The organism is Streptomyces rubrogriseus (assembly GCF_027947575.1).
GTDB classification, from domain to species: Bacteria; Actinomycetota; Actinomycetes; order Streptomycetales; family Streptomycetaceae; genus Streptomyces; species Streptomyces rubrogriseus.
Window position 1 is genome coordinate 6,468,670 of sequence record NZ_CP116256.1, and the last position, 16,196, is coordinate 6,484,865.

General features: G+C 73.3%; 16 protein-coding genes. 6 read left to right on the plus strand and 10 right to left on the minus strand.

The window, feature by feature from the left end; all coding sequences use genetic code 11:
• Positions 1-15: 15 nt before the first annotated feature.
• The 4 genes from Sru02f_RS29040 to miaA form a co-directional block, all read right to left on the minus strand.
• Positions 16-2,193: a RelA/SpoT family protein gene (locus Sru02f_RS29040; RefSeq protein ID WP_109029942.1), complete on the minus strand. Its 2,178-nt coding sequence runs from the start codon at positions 2,191-2,193 to the stop codon at positions 16-18.
• A gap of 246 nt (positions 2,194-2,439) precedes the next feature.
• Complete coding sequence (dapF, locus tag Sru02f_RS29045; protein ID WP_109029943.1) at positions 2,440-3,309, minus strand: diaminopimelate epimerase; 870 nt, start codon at positions 3,307-3,309, stop codon at positions 2,440-2,442.
• 72 nt (positions 3,310-3,381) lie between these two features.
• Positions 3,382-3,879 carry a hypothetical protein gene (locus Sru02f_RS29050; protein ID WP_167469350.1) on the minus strand — a complete coding sequence of 166 codons (498 nt, stop codon included), beginning with the start codon at positions 3,877-3,879 and terminating at the stop codon, positions 3,382-3,384.
• A 107-nt stretch (positions 3,880-3,986) separates the two neighbouring features.
• Positions 3,987-4,925: a tRNA (adenosine(37)-N6)-dimethylallyltransferase MiaA gene (miaA, locus tag Sru02f_RS29055; protein WP_109029945.1), complete on the minus strand. Its 939-nt coding sequence runs from the start codon at positions 4,923-4,925 to the stop codon at positions 3,987-3,989.
• 181 nt (positions 4,926-5,106) lie between these two features.
• On the opposite strand from miaA, the gene Sru02f_RS29060 reads away from it, so the two are divergent.
• Together Sru02f_RS29060 and Sru02f_RS29065 are read left to right on the plus strand one after the other, a co-directional pair.
• Positions 5,107-5,394 (plus strand): hypothetical protein, encoded by a 288-nt coding sequence (locus tag Sru02f_RS29060; protein WP_109029946.1) that lies wholly within the window; start codon positions 5,107-5,109, stop codon positions 5,392-5,394.
• 24 nt (positions 5,395-5,418) lie between these two features.
• Entirely contained in the window at positions 5,419-5,724 is a 306-nt protein-coding gene (locus tag Sru02f_RS29065; protein ID WP_109029947.1) for an antitoxin, read from the plus strand.
• A gap of 148 nt (positions 5,725-5,872) precedes the next feature.
• Here Sru02f_RS29065 and Sru02f_RS29070 read toward each other — a convergent pair whose 3' ends face one another.
• Together Sru02f_RS29070 and miaB are read right to left on the minus strand one after the other, a co-directional pair.
• Positions 5,873-6,586, minus strand: a complete 714-nt coding sequence (locus Sru02f_RS29070; RefSeq protein ID WP_109029948.1) for a class III extradiol dioxygenase subunit B-like domain-containing protein — start codon at positions 6,584-6,586, stop codon at positions 5,873-5,875.
• A 49-nt stretch (positions 6,587-6,635) separates the two neighbouring features.
• Positions 6,636-8,153 carry a tRNA (N6-isopentenyl adenosine(37)-C2)-methylthiotransferase MiaB gene (gene miaB, locus Sru02f_RS29075; RefSeq protein WP_030865091.1) on the minus strand — a complete coding sequence of 506 codons (1,518 nt, stop codon included), beginning with the start codon at positions 8,151-8,153 and terminating at the stop codon, positions 6,636-6,638.
• A gap of 172 nt (positions 8,154-8,325) precedes the next feature.
• Between miaB and Sru02f_RS29080 the strand changes: the two genes are divergently transcribed.
• Complete coding sequence (locus Sru02f_RS29080; RefSeq protein ID WP_109029949.1) at positions 8,326-9,519, plus strand: cellulose-binding domain-containing protein; 1,194 nt, start codon at positions 8,326-8,328, stop codon at positions 9,517-9,519.
• Positions 9,520-9,544: 25 nt separating this feature from the next.
• Here the strand turns inward: Sru02f_RS29080 and Sru02f_RS29085 are convergent, their stop codons facing one another.
• Both Sru02f_RS29085 and Sru02f_RS29090 read right to left on the minus strand, forming a co-directional pair.
• Positions 9,545-10,204, minus strand: a complete 660-nt coding sequence (locus Sru02f_RS29085) for a response regulator (RefSeq protein ID WP_011030451.1) — start codon at positions 10,202-10,204, stop codon at positions 9,545-9,547.
• Positions 10,204-11,280 carry a HAMP domain-containing sensor histidine kinase gene (locus Sru02f_RS29090; RefSeq protein WP_109029950.1) on the minus strand — a complete coding sequence of 359 codons (1,077 nt, stop codon included), beginning with the start codon at positions 11,278-11,280 and terminating at the stop codon, positions 10,204-10,206. The genes Sru02f_RS29085 and Sru02f_RS29090 overlap by 1 nt, the downstream gene beginning before the upstream one ends.
• Positions 11,281-11,394: 114 nt before the next feature.
• Between Sru02f_RS29090 and Sru02f_RS29095 the strand changes: the two genes are divergently transcribed.
• Together Sru02f_RS29095 and Sru02f_RS29100 are read left to right on the plus strand one after the other, a co-directional pair.
• Entirely contained in the window at positions 11,395-11,880 is a 486-nt protein-coding gene (locus Sru02f_RS29095) for a cation:proton antiporter regulatory subunit (RefSeq protein ID WP_109029951.1), read from the plus strand.
• 4 nt (positions 11,881-11,884) lie between these two features.
• Positions 11,885-13,120, plus strand: coding sequence for a cation:proton antiporter (locus tag Sru02f_RS29100; protein ID WP_109029952.1), 1,236 nt, complete (start codon positions 11,885-11,887; stop codon positions 13,118-13,120).
• Between the two features lie 66 nt (positions 13,121-13,186).
• On the opposite strand, the gene Sru02f_RS29105 is transcribed toward Sru02f_RS29100, so the two are convergent.
• The gene (locus Sru02f_RS29105; protein WP_167469336.1) at positions 13,187-13,702 is read right to left on the minus strand and encodes a pyrophosphohydrolase domain-containing protein; all 516 of its coding nucleotides are present in this window, start codon (positions 13,700-13,702) and stop codon (positions 13,187-13,189) included.
• Positions 13,703-13,775: 73 nt separating this feature from the next.
• Between Sru02f_RS29105 and Sru02f_RS29110 the strand changes: the two genes are divergently transcribed.
• Complete coding sequence (locus Sru02f_RS29110; RefSeq protein WP_109029954.1) at positions 13,776-14,771, plus strand: TAXI family TRAP transporter solute-binding subunit; 996 nt, start codon at positions 13,776-13,778, stop codon at positions 14,769-14,771.
• On the opposite strand, the gene Sru02f_RS29115 is transcribed toward Sru02f_RS29110, so the two are convergent.
• Positions 14,750-16,195, minus strand: a complete 1,446-nt coding sequence (locus Sru02f_RS29115; protein WP_109029955.1) for a HAMP domain-containing sensor histidine kinase — start codon at positions 16,193-16,195, stop codon at positions 14,750-14,752. The genes Sru02f_RS29110 and Sru02f_RS29115 overlap by 22 nt on opposite strands.
• Position 16,196: the final 1 nt, after the last annotated feature.

Genomic DNA, 16,196 nt, shown 5'->3' on the forward strand with positions numbered 1-16,196 from the left:
GCGCGGTATGCCGGATCACGCGCCGGTCGGTTGCGGCTGGGCCCGGCTGACGTCGTAGACGCCGGCCACGTCGCGCATGGCGCGCATGAGGGCGGGCAGCCGGGCGGCGTCCGGGAGTACGACGGTGTAGCTGTGCCGGACCCGCTGGCGGTCCGGGGGTTCGACGGTCGCGGAGACGATCTCGGCGCCTTCGAGGGCCATGGCCTCGGTGAGGTCGGCCAGGAGGTGCGGGCGGCCGAACGATTCGGCGAGCAGGGTCACCCGGCACCCGGTGCTCTCCCCCCAGCGCACACCGACCTCCGCGCGCCCGGTGCTCTTCATACGCGCCACCACCGCGCACTGGGCGCGGTGCACGGTCACCACGCCTCCGCGCACGGCGAAACCGGTGATCTCGTCCGGCGGTACGGGGGTGCAGCAGCCGGCCAGCCGTACGGTCGCGCCCGGCGGGTCGACGAGGACGTCCGCGGCGGCGGGGCGGGCGGGTGCGGCGTCCGGGGCCGGGCGCGGCGCGTCCGGGTGGGCGTGGGGCTCGGGTACGGCGGGTCCGCGGGGCGGCTCCTGCACCTCGGGCGCCGCTTCCGGGTGGGCGGCGAGCCTGCGCTGGATGGCGATCCGCGCGGCCGGGGTGTGGGCGTGCTCCAGCCACTCCCTGGAGGGCTCGGAGGCGGGGTCCTGGCCCATCAGGAGCTGCACGGTGTCGCCGTCCCGCAGCACCGTGCTCATGGGCGCCAGCCGCCCGTTGACCCGGGCGCCGATGGTCGCGTGGGCGTCCTCGCCGTACTGGGCGTAGGCGGCGTCCACGCAGGTCGCGCCGTCGGGCAGGCCGAGGGTGCCGCCGTCGGGGCGGAAGACGGTGATCTCGCGGTCCTGGGCGAGGTCCTCGCGGAGGGTGGACCAGAAGGTGTCCGGGTCGGGGGCGCCGCGCTGCCAGTCGAGCAGCCGGGAGAGCCAGCCGGGCCGGGTGGGGTCGGCGCGCTCGCCGTCGCCCGCGCTCTGCTCCTCCGCCGGAGGCGCGTACGGGTTGCCGAGCGCGACCACGCCGGCCTCGGCGACCTTGTGCATCTGGTGGGTGCGGATGAGGACTTCGACGACCTGGCCGTCCTCCGCGCGGGCCACCGCCGTGTGCAGCGACTGGTAGAGGTTGAACTTGGGGACGGCGATGAAGTCCTTGAACTCCGAGACGACGGGCGTCATACAGGTGTGCAGCTCACCGAGGACGGCGTAGCAGTCGGCGTCCTCCTGGACGAGCACCAGGAGGCGGCCGAAGTCCGCGCCGCGGAGCGTGCCGCGCTTGCGGGAGACACGGTGTACCGAGACGAAGTGCCGCGGGCGGATGAGGACTTCGGCCTGGATGTCGGCCTCGCGCAGCACGCCCCGCACCTCGTCGGCGACCGCGGCGAGCGGGTCGTCCGCGCGGGCGGCGTTCTCCTGGACCAGCTCCCGCGTGTGGGCGTACTCCTCGGGGTGCATGACCGCGAAGACGAGGTCCTCCAGCTCGGACTTGAGCGCCTGGACGCCGAGCCGTTCGGCGAGCGGGATGAGGACGTCGCGGGTGACCTTGGCGATGCGTTCCTGTTTCTCGCGGCGCATGACACCGAGGGTGCGCATGTTGTGCAGCCGGTCGGCCAGTTTGATCGACATCACGCGGACGTCGTTGCCGGTGGCGAGGAGCATCTTGCGGAAGGTCTCGGGCTCGGCGGCGGCGCCGTAGTCGACCTTCTCCAGCTTGGTGACGCCGTCCACGAGGTAGCGGACCTCGGCGCCGAACTGCTCGCCGACCTGCTCGAGCGTCACCTCGGTGTCCTCGACGGTGTCGTGGAGGAGCGAGGCGGTCAGGGTGGTGGTCTCCGCGCCCAGTTCGGCGAGGATCAGGGTGACGGCGAGCGGGTGGGTGATGTACGGCTCGCCGCTCTTGCGCATCTGCCCGCGGTGCGAGGACTCGGCCAGGACGTAGGCGCGGCGCAGCGGGTCGAGGTCGGCGTCGGGGTGGTGGGCGCGGTGGGCCTCGACGACGTGGCCGATGGCGTCGGGCAGGCCACGGCTGCGGGGGGCGGAGCCGAGCAGGGCGGCCCGGCCGAGGCGGCGCAGGTCGATCCGGGGTCGGGCCTTCCTGCGGGGCGCCGGCGTGACGGCACCGGTGGCCGCGGGCGGCACGGGTCCCGGGCTCGCTGGATTCACGGCCTCCGCATTCATGGGCACCTCCGGCTGCGCGGACCGGCGGACGGGGAATCCCAGGGCGGACACGGCTCAGGGGATGCTGTCGGTCCCCCGTCCGGGCCGGTGCTTGATGCTATCGAGCCCATCACGTGCGGCCGACCGCCTCTCGCCGAGCGTGAAACGGATCACCCATTCGAGCGATGGTCCGAGGGTTTACGTTTTCGCACTGAGTGTCATGGACCGAGCTGTGGTTCACCGCGGTCCGGGTGACCGGGTCGTGGTTCAGGCGAGTACCCCTTCCAGCCAGGCGGAGTCGAACTCGCCCTCCGCGACGATCACGGCCGGCCCCGTCATCTCGATCTCGCCGTCCGGGCGCTCGGTGATCACCAGGGTGCCGCCGGGCACGTCGACGGTGTAGGTGGCCGGGGTTCCGGTGGCCGCGGGGTCGAGGCCGTCCCGGCGGGCGGTGGCGACGGCGACGGCGCACGCGCCCGTACCGCAGGAGCGGGTCTCGCCGGAGCCGCGCTCGTGCACGCGCATCGCGACGTGGCGGGGGCCCCGGTCGACCACGAACTCGACGTTGACCCCGTCCGGATAGGCACCGGCGGGCGCGTGGGAGGGCGGGGCGTACAGGTCGCCCGCGTGGGCGAGGTCGGCGACGAAGGCGACCGCGTGCGGGTTGCCCATGTTCACGTTCCGCGCGGGCCAGTCTCGCTCCCCCACGCTCACCTCGACGTCGCCCTCGGGCAGCAGCGCCCGGCCCATGCCGACGGTGACGTCGCCGTTCTTGGCGATGTGCACGGTCTTCACGCCCCCGCGGGTGGCGACGGCGAGGTCTCCCTCGGTGACGTGCCCGGCGTGCTGGAGGTAGCGCGCGAAGACCCGCACGCCGTTGCCGCACATCTCCGCGACCGAGCCGTCGCCGTTGCGGTAGTCCATGAACCACTCCGCCTCGGCGGCCATGCCCCGGGCCTCGGGGTGCGCCGCGGACCGCACCACGTGCAGCAGCCCGTCCCCGCCGAGGCCCGCTCGGCGGTCGCACAGGGCGGCGACGGCGGCGGGGGGCAGGTCGAGGGCGTTCTCCGGGTCGGGAACGATCACGAAGTCGTTCTCGGTGCCGTGACCCTTGAGGAAGGCGATCCGCGTGCTCATTCCTCGATCGTACGGGGTGGGTGCACCGCGACGACGAGGGGCGGAGCGGAGGCCGGGGGCGGGAGGGCCCCGTCAGCCCCGCAGGCGGGCGACCCGCCACACGGCCAGGACGACGACCGCGGCGACCGCCAGGGCGTACACGAGGATCGTCCGCCAGTCGGCTCGGCGCCCCGAGCCGCGCTGGGGCAGGCCCGGCCAGGTGTAGCCGACCCGGCGGGCGGCCATCATGCCCCAGCCGGCCGCGCAGGAGCAGATCAGCAGTCCCAGCATGGCGATCACGGCGCCGCTGTCGCCGAAGTCGAAGGCGAGCGGGAAGGCGAACATCAGGGAGCCGAGCGCGGCCAGGCACACGATGGGCGCGAGCTGCCAGATCCGCAGCCGGCGCTGGGGCCGCAACTCGACCTCGACCTCGTCGCCGTACATCTCGGCGGGCGCGGGGCCGTCGGCGACGCCGTCCGGCGTCTCGTCGGGACCGTCGGGGCTCAGGGCGCCGCCGTCCGGCTCCGGTCCGCCGTGGTCGGCGGTGCCGTGTTCGGTGCTCGGTGCGGTGTCGCGAGGGCCGGCCTCCATCGCCACGCGCCCTCCCAACTAGGACTCACTCGGTCGATCGAAGCTCGATGATGGCACGCCGCCGAAGGCCCGGATGACGGCCGGGGCGTCCCGATGCCATCACGTGATCAGGCTGTAACCGGTCGTTCGACCAACGACAGGGCGAGTCGCGGAAGTTCCGTGCGATCCGCCACACCCCCACTCAACCAGTGCACCCGCGGGTCGCGCCTGAACCACGAATCCTGACGGCGCGCGAAGCGCTTGGTGGCACGGACGGTCTCGGCGCGCGCCTCGTCGAGCGTGCACTCGCCGGCGAGCGCCGCGAGGACCTGCTGGTAGCCGAGCGCGCGGGACGCCGTACGCCCCTCGCGCAACCCCTGCGCCTCCAGTGCGCGCACCTCGTCGACCAGACCGGCCTCCCACATCCGGTCGACGCGCAGGGCGATGCGCTCGTGCAGCTCGGGGCGGGCCACGTCGACGCCGATCTGCACGGTGTCGTAGACGGAGTCGTGACCGGGGAGGTTGGCGGTGAAGGGCCGGCCGGTGATCTCGATCACCTCGAGGGCGCGCACGATGCGGCGCCCGTTGCTGGGCAGGATGGCCCGCGCCGCCTCCGGGTCGGCGAGGGCCAGCCGGGCGTGCAGCGCACCCGGGCCGCGCAGTTCCAGCTCCTCCTCGAGGCGGGCCCTGATCTCCGGGTCGGTACCGGGGAACTCCAGGTTGTCGACGGCCCCGCGGACGTAGAGACCGGAACCGCCGACGAGGATCGGCCAGCGTCCTTCGGCGAGCAGCGCGTCGATCCGCTCGCGCGCGAGGCGCTGGTACTCGGCGACGGACGCCGTGACCGTCACGTCCCAGATGTCGAGCAAATGGTGCGGGACGCCACCGCGTTCCTCGGGCGTCAGTTTGGCGGTGCCGATGTCCATCCCTCGGTAGAGCTGCATGGAGTCGGCGTTGACGACCTCGCCGCCGAGCCGCTCGGCCAGGAAGACGCCCAGATCGGACTTTCCGGCCGCGGTGGGTCCGACTACGGCGATGACGCGGGGGGCGGGGGGTGCGCTGCTCACCGCACCAGTCTCGCAAACCTCTCACCTCGCCCTCGAACGAGTTACGTGACGGTCCGCGTCCGGGGTCGTTGCCCGTTGCGAGGTTCCCGCTCCCGGGCCACCGGGTCATGGCCCCGGCCACGCGAACGGACGCACCGGATGCCGCGGGATTTCGCCCGCACGAGTAACGTATGGAGTTGATATGGGCGTTTTTACACGGCTTTTTCGGAGGTCGAAGAACACCGAGGCGGCGTCGGGCGCGGAGACGCGGACCGACGTCCCGGACGCCGGGAGCGCGGCCGGGGCGAAGGCGGCGGATGCCGCCGGGGCGGCCGAGCCCGCCGATGCCGGTCCGCGGAACACGGCGGAGGCCGGCGAAGCCGACGGGACCTCCACCGAGGCCGGCGACCCGGAGAGCGTCGGCATCCCCAAGCAGCAGTCCGCCGGGGAGGCCGTCGACAACGAGGCCGACAAGGGCGCCCGCACCTGACTGCCCCGTGAGGGAAGGCGAACCATGGGTCTCCTGGACAACTTGAAGGCCAGACTCGAGCCGGCGAAGGGCAAGGTCTCCGACCTCGCGCAGCAGCACGGCGACAAGATCGATCGCGGTCTCGACAAGATGGCGCGGACCGTCGACGAGAGGACCAAGGGCAAGTACAGCGACCGGATCCAGACCGGCACGGGCAAGGCCAAGGGCGCCATGGACCGCCTCGCCCACAAGGACGACAGGGGCGGGGAAGAAGGCGGCGGCACGCCCGGCGCCGCACCCGGCAGCGGACCCGGCGGCACCCCTCCGGCCGGCCCGCCACCGGCCTCCTGACCCGTTACGCCGCAGGACGGTCACGGAGCCCGGCCCCCGGGCCGGCTCCGGACCGCCCGCGGGCGCGGCTACGGCTACGGCTACGGCTACGGCACGGTGACAGCGCGGTCGCTGCGACCGGGCGGCACCTCGCCGCTGAGCCCGAGCGCTACGACCAGGTCGCCACGATGTATCCGACCCCGTAGGGCGCGTCCTCGTACAGCAGCGCCCCGCCCAGGTCCGAGTCCCCGGCGGCACCCGCGAGGACCTGCCAGGGTGCCCGGCCCGACGCCTTGAGCTCGCGGGCCAGACCGGGGTCGAGGGCGGCGAGTGCGGCCGGGTCCGCCGTTTCCAGGGCACGGCCCACCTCCGCGTCGAAGGGCGCCGCCCGCTCGTCGAGGTAGCCGGGCGCCTTCAGTGTGCGGCACGCGCTGGCGTCGCCGAGCACCAGCAGCGCCGTCCGGCCGGACCGCGCGGCGACGTCCCGGCCGACGGCGGCACAGCGCTCGGCGGACAGCTCTTCTCCCACCCCGATGACGTCGACGGGGGCGTCGGCCCAGCCGGTCCGCCCGAGCAGCCAGGCGCCGACGGCGAGGCCGTGGGGCAGCTCGGCCCCGTCGGCACCGGCGCTGTCGGCGCCCAGGCACACCTCCACGTCCACGCCGAAGCCGCGGAAGGAGCCCCGCGCACCGCTCGGATAGACCTCGGGCCCGGCGGAGTCCGCGGGTCCGACCACCACGAGCCGGTCGGGCCGGGACGCGGCGAGCACGCCCAGCGCGTCCGCGCACGCGGCGCGTGCGGCGTCCAGCTCGGGTGCGGCACCCGCGGCGACCTCCGGCACGAGGAGCGGCGGGCAGGGACAGACGGCGGCGGCGACAAGCATGATCGGCAGCGTATCCCCGTGTCGCCGCCCCCGGCGGCACCCCCCGCGGTCAGTCGCAGCCGCAGCCGCTCGCCACGGCCGGCTGGGGCTCGGGAACGCCGATCTTCGGCAGTCCCAGCAGCACGCCCGCGGGCTTGGCCTGCTCGGCGGTGTTGCGCTTCTCCCAGGCGTCGCCCGCGCGCGTGCGGCGCACGTCGAGCACGGCGCCCTCGGCGAGGAGGTGGTGCGGGGCGGCGTAGGTGATCTCCACGGTCACCACGTCGCCGGGGCGGACCTCCTGGTCGGGCTTGGTGAAGTGCACCAGGCGGTTGTCGGGGGCCCGGCCGGACAGACGGTGGGTGGCGCCGTCCTTGCGGCCCTCGCCCTCGGCGACCATCAGCTCCAGGGTGCGGCCGACCTGCTTCTTGTTCTCGTCCCAGGAGATCTCCTCCTGAAGGGCCACGAGGCGCTCGTAGCGCTCCTGGACGACCGCCTTGGGGATCTGGTTCTCCATCTCGGCGGCCGGGGTGCCGGGGCGCTTGGAGTACTGGAAGGTGAAGGCCTGGGCGAAGCGGGCCTCCCGCACCACGTGCAGCGTCTGCTCGAAGTCCTCCTCGGTCTCGCCGGGGAAGCCCACGATGATGTCGGTGGTGATCGCCGCGTGCGGGATGGCGGCGCGGACCTTCTCGATGATCCCCAGGTAGCGCTCCTGGCGGTAGGAGCGGCGCATCGCCTTGAGGACCGGGTCGGAGCCGGACTGGAGCGGCATGTGCAGCTGCGGCATCGCGTTCGGCGTCTCGGCCATGGCGGCGATGACGTCGTCGGTGAAGTCGCGGGGGTGCGGGGAGGTGAAGCGGACGCGCTCCAGGCCGTCGATGTTCCCGCAGGCGCGCAGCAGCTTGCTGAACGCCTCGCGGTCGCCGATGTCGGAGCCGTAGGCGTTGACGTTCTGCCCGAGCAGGGTGATCTCGCTGACGCCCTCGGCGACCAGGGCCTCGACCTCGGCGAGGATGTCACCGGGGCGGCGGTCCTTCTCCTTGCCGCGCAGCGCCGGGACGATGCAGAAGGTACAGGTGTTGTTGCAGCCGACGGAGATGGAGACCCAGGCCGCGTACGCGCTCTCGCGCCGGGTGGGCAGCGTGGACGGGAACGCCTCCAGGGACTCGGCGATCTCGACCTGCGCCTCCTCCTGCACGCGGGCGCGCTCGAGCAGCACCGGGAGCTTGCCGATGTTGTGGGTGCCGAAGACGACGTCCACCCAGGGGGCCCGCTTCACGATGGTGTCGCGGTCCTTCTGCGCCAGGCAGCCGCCGACGGCGATCTGCATGCCGGGGCGGCTCGCCTTCTTCGGGGCGAGGTGGCCGAGGTTGCCGTACAGCTTGTTGTCGGCGTTCTCCCGTACGGCGCAGGTGTTGAAGACGACGACGTCGGCGTCGCCGTCGGCGCCCTCGGGGGCGCGGACGTAACCCGCGTCCTCCAGCAGACCGGACAATCGCTCGGAGTCGTGGACGTTCATCTGGCACCCGTAGGTGCGTACTTCGTAGGTGCGCGTGCCGCCCGCTGACTGGCTCCGGTCGATGCTGCTCATGGCACTAAGGGTAGGCGGTCACGATCGGGCCGAACGCCCGCACACATCTTGACAGTACACCGTCAATCTCGGTGTGATGCATGGGAGCGCTCCCATGCATCACACCGTGCATGCCCCGTACCGGCCCCACGCATGCGCTGACGCATCCCTTCTCCCGCACTGGAGGCACCCTGTGCGCACCCGAGTCCTTCGATTACTGCGCCGGCCCTGGACCGCGGCCGTGGCCGCCGTGGCGCTGGTGGTGTCGGTCCTGGTGGCGATGCCGGCGAGCGGCGCGGCGGCGGCCGCCTGCCGGGTCGACTACGGCGTCGACGCCTGGGCGGGCGGCTACACGGCCCGGGTGAGGATCACCAACCTCGGCCCCGCGGTGAGCGACTGGCGTCTGACCTGGACCTACACCGGCGATCAGCAGGTGACGTCGGCGTGGAACGCGACCGTCACCCAGACCGGCGCCTCCGTCGTCGCCGTCGACGCCGGCTGGAACGGCGCCGTGGCGACGGGCGGCACCGCCGAGTTCGGACTGCAGGGGACCTGGCGGTCCGCCGACCCCGCACCGGACGACTTCGCGCTCAACGGCACCTCCTGCGGCGACGACGGCGGCACACCGACGGCCACTCCGACGACGTCCCCCACCACACCGCCGACCACGCCTCCCCCGACGACTCCACCGCCGTCCGCGGAGTGCGGTGACGCGGTGATCTGCTCGGGCTTCGAGGACCAGGCCGGCCCCGAGCCCTCCGGCGACTGGCGGTTCACCGCACCCGACTGCCGGGGCACGGGCACGGCCGCCGTGGACTCGGCGGTGTCCCACGAGGGCGGCAGGTCGCTCCGGGTGGACGGCCGGGCCGGGTACTGCAACCACGCGTTCGTCGCCCACACCGCGGACCTGTCGTCGGTCGGCCCGGTGATGTACGTGCGCATGTGGGTCCGGCACAGCACCGCGCTGCCGACCTCGCACGTCACCTTCGTGTCGATGCCGGACTCGGCGCAGGGCGGCCGGGCGCTGCGCGTGGGCGGCCAGAACGGCGCGCTGCAGTGGAACCGGGAGAGCGACGACGCCACCCTGCCCGCGCAGAGCCCGGCCGGGGTGGCGCTGAGCCGGCCGCTGCCGACGGACGGCTGGCAGTGCCTGCGGTTCGCGATCGACACCACGGCCGCCGGCCTCGACACCTGGCTCGGCGACGAGCAGGTGCCGGGCCTGCACGCCGACGGGGTGCCGACGCAGGACGTCGACCAGCAGTGGCTCGCCCGCGGCACCGCGCCCAGGCCGACCGCCCTGCGACTGGGCTGGGAGAGCTACGCGACGGGCGACGACACCGTCTGGTTCGACGACGTGGCCGTGGGCTCCGCACCGATCGGCTGCTGACCGGCGGTACGTGATCCGCGCCGGCTCAGGGCTCGATGAGGCCCGCGCGGATCGCGTACCTGGTGAGTTCCAGGCGGTCCCGTACGCCCAGTTTCTGCAGGAGGTTCGCGCGGTGGCGTTCGACGGTCTTGGCGCTGATGAACAGCAGCTCGCCGATCTCCTTGGAGGTGTGACCCTCGGCGACCAGCTTGAGGATCTCCTCCTCGCGCTCGGTGATGGGGCGCTCGGGCAGACCACCACCGCCCTGCACGCGGTCCAGGTAGGAGCGGACCAGGGCCCGCTCGGCGCCGGGGTAGATGAACGGCTCGTCGCGCACGGCGGCCCGGCACGCCTCGACCAGGTCGCGGTCGGCGACGGACTTGAGGACGTATCCGCAGGCGCCCGCCTTGAGGGCCTCGAAGAAGTACTGCTCGTTGTCGTACATGGTCAGGATGAGGATGCGCAGCTCGGGCAGGCGCCGGGAGAGTTCGCGGGCCGCCTGGAGGCCGGTCATGCGGGGCATGGCGACGTCCAGGACGGCCAGGTCGATCTCGGTGGCCCGCGCGGCCGCGACCGCTTCGGCACCGTCACCGGCCTCGGCGACCACCGTCAGATCGGGTTCGCCGTCCAGGATGAGGCGGACGCCGCGGCGTACGAGGGTGTGGTCGTCGGCGAGCAGGACGCGGATCGGGGGCCGTGCGGACATCAGGGGCTGTCTCCGGTTCGGTCTGCGGAACGGTCCCCCGGCGGCGCGGGGACGCGCAGGCGTACGTCGGTGCCCCCTCCGGGGGCGGGTTCGAAGTGGATCTCGGCTCCTATCAGCAGGGCCCGCTCCCGCATCCCGCGGATACCGGCGCCCTCGGCGGCCGTGCCGAGACCGGTGCCGTCGTCCCGGACGAGCAGTTCGACACCGGCGGCGCCGGGCAGCGGCCGCAGCGTGAGCGCCGCGCGGGCGGCGTCGGCGTGGCGGGCGGTGTTGGTCAGTCCCTCCTGGGCGACCCGGTAGAGCACGAGTTCGGCCTCCGGGGCGAGCGGGGGGAGGTCGCCGGGGATGTGGTGCTGGACGGTCAGCCCGTGGTGCGTGAACTCGGCGGCGAGCGAGCGCAGCGCGCTGGCCAGGCCGAGTTCCTCCAGGACGCCCGGACGCAGCCGGCGGGCGATGCGGCGGATCTCGTCGAGCCCGGCCCGGGTGGCCTCCTGCGCCAGGGTCACCTCGTCGCGCAGTTCCCCGGGGACCCGGTCCGCGACGCGCTTGAGCTGGAGGAGGACGGCGGTCAGGGTCTGGCCCACCTCGTCGTGGAGTTCGCGGGCGATGCGGTGCCGTTCGCGTTCCTGGGCCTGCAGGGCCCGACCGGCACCGGCGGCGCGTTCGGCCTGGAGCCGGTCCAGCATCGTGTTGTACGTCGCGATGAGCTGCGCCGCCTCGGCCGGTCCGGAGACCTCGGGACGGGACCCGGGCACCAGCAGGTCGGCGGTGGACATGGCCCGGCCCAGCCGGTGCAGCGGGGTGAGCCCGATGCGCAGGACGACCGCGTTGCCGGCCAGCAGGGCCGCGAGGCCGGCCAGCAGGACGAGGGCCTCCCCGGCCAGCACGGGCGTCGACACGGTGACCGGTCCCAGCAGCAGTGCGGTGGCGACGACCAGGCCGGCGGCGTTGAGCGAGAAGATCCGCCAGAACAGCGACACGTTCCTCTTCCCGCTCCTCCCGGCCTGCTCGCACGACACCCCCGCGGCCAGCTTCGCCGACCGCGACCGGCTGCGTATATCCGTCACGACACCCATATCGCCACCGTACGTGCGGATGGCAGCATGGCGAGGTCGCGGGCACGGCACCCACGTGCGGAAAGCGCAGCTGGAGACGCGGCAGGCAACGCAGGACGAGTGAGGGGAAAGCACGTGTCAGCTCCACGCCTGAGGGCGACGCCGCTCCCGGGTATCGGGGTCCAGTACGACCTGGTGACCCGCGAGCACCGCCACCTGTCGGTGGTGGCCCACCGCGACGGCGCCCGCACGGTGAACGTGTACCGGTCCGACGACCCCGATTCCTGTGCCCACTCACTGCGGCTGACGGGGCCCGAGGCGGGCGCGCTGATCGACGCGCTGAAGCCCTCCCACCACAGCGCGAGCCTGCTCTACACCACCGATCTGGGCCTGGTCGCCGAACGGATCGAGGTGGCGGCCACCTCCCGGTGGAACGGACGGCTGCTGGGCGACACCCGGATGCGGACCGACACGGGCGCCTCGATCGTGGCGGTGCTGCGGCGGGCCGAGGCGATTCCCTCGCCGGCGCCGGACTTCCGGCTCGTGGGTGGTGACACCTTGATCGTCATCGGCACCCGTGAGGGCGTCGACGCCGCCGCGGCGAAACTCGGGCAGGAGTGAGCGCGTGCACTCCGCGGTACTCCTGATCGAGTTCGGTTCCATCATCCTGGGGCTCGGGCTGCTCGGCCGGTTCGCCGGCCGTTACCGGCTGTCGCCCATCCCGCTGTACCTGCTGGCCGGTCTCGCCTTCGGCGAGGGCGGCCTGCTGCCGCTCGGCGCGAGCGAGGAGTTCGTCGCGACCGGCGCCGAGATCGGTGTCATCCTCCTGCTGCTGATGCTGGGCCTGGAGTACACGGCCAGCGACCTGGTGACCAACCTCAAGTCCCACTATCCGGCCGGTCTCGTCGACTGCGCGCTCAACGCCGTGCCGGGCGCGGTGGCCGCGCTGCTGATGGGCTGGGGCCCGGTGGCCGCCGTCGTCCTGGCCGGCGTGACGTGGATCTCGTCGTCCGGTGTGATCGCGAAGGTCCTCGGCGACCTGGGCCGGGTCGGCAACCGCGAGACGCCGGTGATCCTGAGCGTGCTGGTCCTGGAGGACCTGGCGATGGCGGTGTACCTGCCGATCGTCACGGCCCTGGTCGCCGGCGCCGGTCTGATGACCGGGAGCATCACGCTGGCGGTCGCGCTGGCCGCGGCGGGGCTGGTGCTCTTCGTGGCGGTGCGCTACGGCCGGCTGATCTCCCGCTTCGTCTCCAGTGACGACCCGGAGAAGCTGCTCCTCGTGGTGCTGGGCCTGACGATCCTCGTCGCCGGTGTCGCCCAGCAGCTCCAGGTGTCGGCCGCGGTGGGCGCCTTCCTGGTGGGCATCGCGCTGTCCGGGGAGGTCGCGGAGGGCGCGCACACGCTGCTGAGCCCGCTGCGGGACCTGTTCGCGGCCGTCTTCTTCGTCTTCTTCGGGCTGCACACGGACCCGGCCAGCATTCCGCCGGTCCTGCTGCCCGCGCTGGCGCTGGCGCTGCTGACCGCCGTGACGAAGATCGCCACGGGGTACTGGGCGGCGCGGCGCGCCGGGATCTCCGTCAAGGGCCGATGGCGGGCGGGCGGTGCGCTGGTGGCGCGCGGTGAGTTCTCCATCGTCATCGCGGGCCTCGCGGTCTCCGCCGGCATCGAGCCGTCCCTGGGCCCGCTGGCCACGGCGTACGTCCTCATCCTGGTCGTCCTCGGCCCCCTCACCGCGCGCTTCACCGAGCCGCTGGCGATGCGCCTCTTCGGGCGCCGCGACAACCCGGACCGCCCGAGCGGCCTCGCGGAGGGGTCGCCCCGGGCCGCGGCGACGGAGGAAGCCTCGGTGGGCGACTGACCGGCACCGGGCTCGTCCCCCGGCACGACTCCGGCACCCGGGTGCCGGAGTCGTCGCACGCCGGGGTCAGGCGCCGGTCGGTTCCGGGGCGTCCGGCGTCCGCGGTGTCCAGCCCTGCCGGCGCAGCACGCCGGAGACGTCCGGTGTCTCGTAGTGGTCGCCCTTGAGGACCTTGCCGTCGGCCCGGCGGCTGACGCGGCCGTCGGGCCCCAGCTTGGTCATGTTGGAGCGGTGGACCTCCGCGATCACCGCGTCCAGGTCGATGCCGTGCACGAGGGCGGTGCCGTAGGCCACGTAGACCACGTCGGCCAGTTCGTGCGCGAGCCGGTCGAGCGGGCCCCGCACCGACACCTCGGCGACCTCGGCCGCCTCCTCGGCCAGCAGCTCGCCTCTGTGCGCGGCCAGGGCGGGCGGGACCTCGGTCGGAGTGCTGCGGGCGTCCAGCCCGAAGGCGAGGTGGAAGGCACGGACCAGGTCCGCGGGCGACGTCCTGCCCCGGTCGGGCGACGTCCTGCCCTGATCGGGCGGGGTGCGGCCCTCGGCGGACGGCGGGCCGCTCTCGGCGGGCGGGGTGTTGCTCATGCCGACGACTGTAGCGACCGCCACTGACAGTGGGCCCTGGTCAGTGCGGGTGCGGGCTGGCAGGATCGCCCCCATGTCCACGCTGCTCTCCCGTATCGGCAGGCGCCGGGCCGTCCAGGGCACGGTCGCCGGTGCCGTCGTGCTCGGGCTGCTGCTGTGGTGGCTGCTGCCGCTGGGCGAGAAGCCGCCGAGCGGAACGATCACGTTCAGCACCGGAACCCGCGCGGGCGTCTACCAGAAGTACGGCGAGCTGCTGCGCACCGAGCTGCGCAAGGACATGCCGGGCCTGGACGTGCGGCTGATGACCAGCGCGGGCTCGCAGGAGAACGTCGAGCGGGTGGCGTCCGGGGAGGCCGACTTCACGATCGCCGCGGCCGACGCGGTCGAGACGTACAAGCTGGCCGGCCGCCCGGGTGCGGAAGGGCTGCGCGGGGTCACCCGGCTCTACGACGACTACGTGCAGCTCGTCGTGCCGAGCGACTCGGACATCCAGTCGGTGCGGGACCTGCGTGGCAAGCGGGTGGCCATAGGGCTGCCCAACTCGGGGGTACGGCTGATCGCCACCCGGCTGCTGAAGGCGGTGGGCATCGACCCGGAGACGGACATCACGCCCCGGGCGGACGGGATCGACACCGGCCCCGGACGGCTGGGCGACGAGCTGGACGCGTTCTTCTGGTCCGGCGGGGTGCCGACGGACGGCCTCAAGGAGATCGCGGAGAGCTCCGCCTTCCGGTTCGTGCCGATCGGCGACGACCTGGTGACCAAGCTGCACCGGTCGGGCGGCGCGACCCGCTACTACCGCACCACCAACATGCCGGAGTCGGCCTACCCCACGGTCCAGAACGGCGCCGTGGTGCCGACGATGGCGGTGTCCAACCTGCTGGTGACCCGCGCGGACGTCGATCCGCGGCTCACCGAGTGGCTGACCCGGACCGTGCTCGACAGCCGCGACGGCATCGGTGCGCACGTGCACTCCGCGCAGCTGGTCGACCTGCGCACCGCGATCTACACCGACCCGCTCGAACTGCACGAGGGCGCCCGGCGCTACTACCGGTCGGTCAAGCCGTAGGCCCGCTCGGGCTCCTTGGGCACCGTGCCGGTCCTGGGCACCGTGACCGTGACCCGAAGTCCGTGCGGCTCGTGGCGGCCGAAGGAGATCGAGCCGTCGCCCGCCGCGAGCAGCGCCCGGCAGATGGACAGGCCGAGGCCGGAGCCGTTGATGTTCTGGTGCCGGCCGCTGCGCCAGAAACGGTCGCCCACGCGCGTGAGCTCCTCGTCGGTGAGTCCGGGACCGTTGTCGGTGACGACGACGGTGGCGGCGTCCCCGGTGGAGGCGACCTCGACCCGGACGCTCTCGCCGGGCGGCGTGAACTTCACCGCGTTGTCGATGACCGCGTCCAGGGCGCTCGACAGGGTCACCGGGTCGGCCCAGCCCGTGGTCGGCGGGCAGTCGCCGACCAGCCGTACGCCCTTGACGTCGGCCGTCGGTGACCAGGCGGCCACCCGCTCGGCGGCCAACGCGCCGACGTCGGTGACCTTCAGGTCGGCCTGGCTGTGCTCGGCCAGCGCCAGGTCGAGCAGGTCGTCCAGGACCCGGGCCAGGCGTTTGCCCTCGGTCTGGACGGAGGCGATCTCCTCGTTGCCCTCGGGCAGTTCGAGGGCGAGCAGTTCGATGCGCAGCAGGAGGGCGGCGAGCGGGTTGCGCAGCTGGTGGGAGGCGTCGGCGACGAAGGCCCGCTGCTGCTCCAGCACGTCCTCCACGTGGTCGGCCATCTCGTTGAACGACCGGGCCAGGCGTCTGAGCTCCGGCGGTCCCCCGGACGGCGCGACCCGGGACTTCAGCCTCCCGGTGGCGATGTCGTGGGTGGTGGCGTCGAGTACCCGTACCGGCCTGAGCACCCAGCCGGTCAGCCGCAGCGCCGCACCGACGGCGAGCAGCATCGCGGCGACCTCCCCGGCGCCGATGACGAGCCAGCCGCGCAGGGTGCTCGAACGCATCGAGTCGGTCGGCGACTCGGTGACCACGACCGCGACCACGTCGCCGTCCCGGATGACCGGCGAGGCCACCACGAGCCGGCCGTCCTGCCAGGGCCACACCTGCTCGGGGTCGTGGCTGCGGCGGCTGAGCAGCGCCTCGTCGAAGGAGTCGCGGACCTCGCCGGCCTGGGGCAGGAACCAGGTCGTGGGCGCGTTGGCCATCGGGATGTGGTTGCGGTAGAAGACCCCGGCCTTGATGCCGTAGACCTCGTAGTAGCTGGTCAGCTCGGTCTGCAGGGTCTCCAGGCGCTCGTCCGTGTCCGTCCGGCGTGAGCCGCCCGAGCCGTCCTCCGTGACGAACTGGGCGAGCGCGGCGAAGCGCGCCGTGTCGTCGATACGGTCGATGACGACCTTCTGCTGCTCCGCGCGGGCGACGCTGACGCCGAGCGGCACGCCGAGCGCGAGCAGGACGGCCGCCATCAGGACGATGAGCAGCGGAAGCAGTCGGGTGCCCACG

Excerpts from the sequence above, each read along its gene's own strand:
- dapF (WP_109029943.1), bottom strand. The coding sequence starts at position 3,309 with ATGAGCACGCGGATCGCCTTCCTCAAGGGTCACGGCACCGAGAACGAC.
- Sru02f_RS29090 (WP_109029950.1), bottom strand. The coding sequence starts at position 11,280 with ATGGGTGTCGTGACGGATATACGCAGCCGGTCGCGGTCGGCGAAGCTG.
- Sru02f_RS29040 (WP_109029942.1), bottom strand. The coding sequence starts at position 2,193 with ATGAATGCGGAGGCCGTGAATCCAGCGAGCCCGGGACCCGTGCCGCCC.
- Sru02f_RS29105 (WP_167469336.1), bottom strand. The coding sequence starts at position 13,702 with ATGAGCAACACCCCGCCCGCCGAGAGCGGCCCGCCGTCCGCCGAGGGC.
- Sru02f_RS29085 (WP_011030451.1), bottom strand. The coding sequence starts at position 10,204 with ATGTCCGCACGGCCCCCGATCCGCGTCCTGCTCGCCGACGACCACACC.
- Sru02f_RS29065 (WP_109029947.1), top strand. The coding sequence starts at position 5,419 with ATGGGTCTCCTGGACAACTTGAAGGCCAGACTCGAGCCGGCGAAGGGC.
- Sru02f_RS29060 (WP_109029946.1), top strand. The coding sequence starts at position 5,107 with ATGGGCGTTTTTACACGGCTTTTTCGGAGGTCGAAGAACACCGAGGCG.
- Sru02f_RS29110 (WP_109029954.1), top strand. The coding sequence starts at position 13,776 with ATGTCCACGCTGCTCTCCCGTATCGGCAGGCGCCGGGCCGTCCAGGGC.
- Sru02f_RS29070 (WP_109029948.1), bottom strand. The coding sequence starts at position 6,586 with ATGCTTGTCGCCGCCGCCGTCTGTCCCTGCCCGCCGCTCCTCGTGCCG.
- miaB (WP_030865091.1), bottom strand. The coding sequence starts at position 8,153 with ATGAGCAGCATCGACCGGAGCCAGTCAGCGGGCGGCACGCGCACCTAC.
- Sru02f_RS29050 (WP_167469350.1), bottom strand. The coding sequence starts at position 3,879 with ATGGAGGCCGGCCCTCGCGACACCGCACCGAGCACCGAACACGGCACC.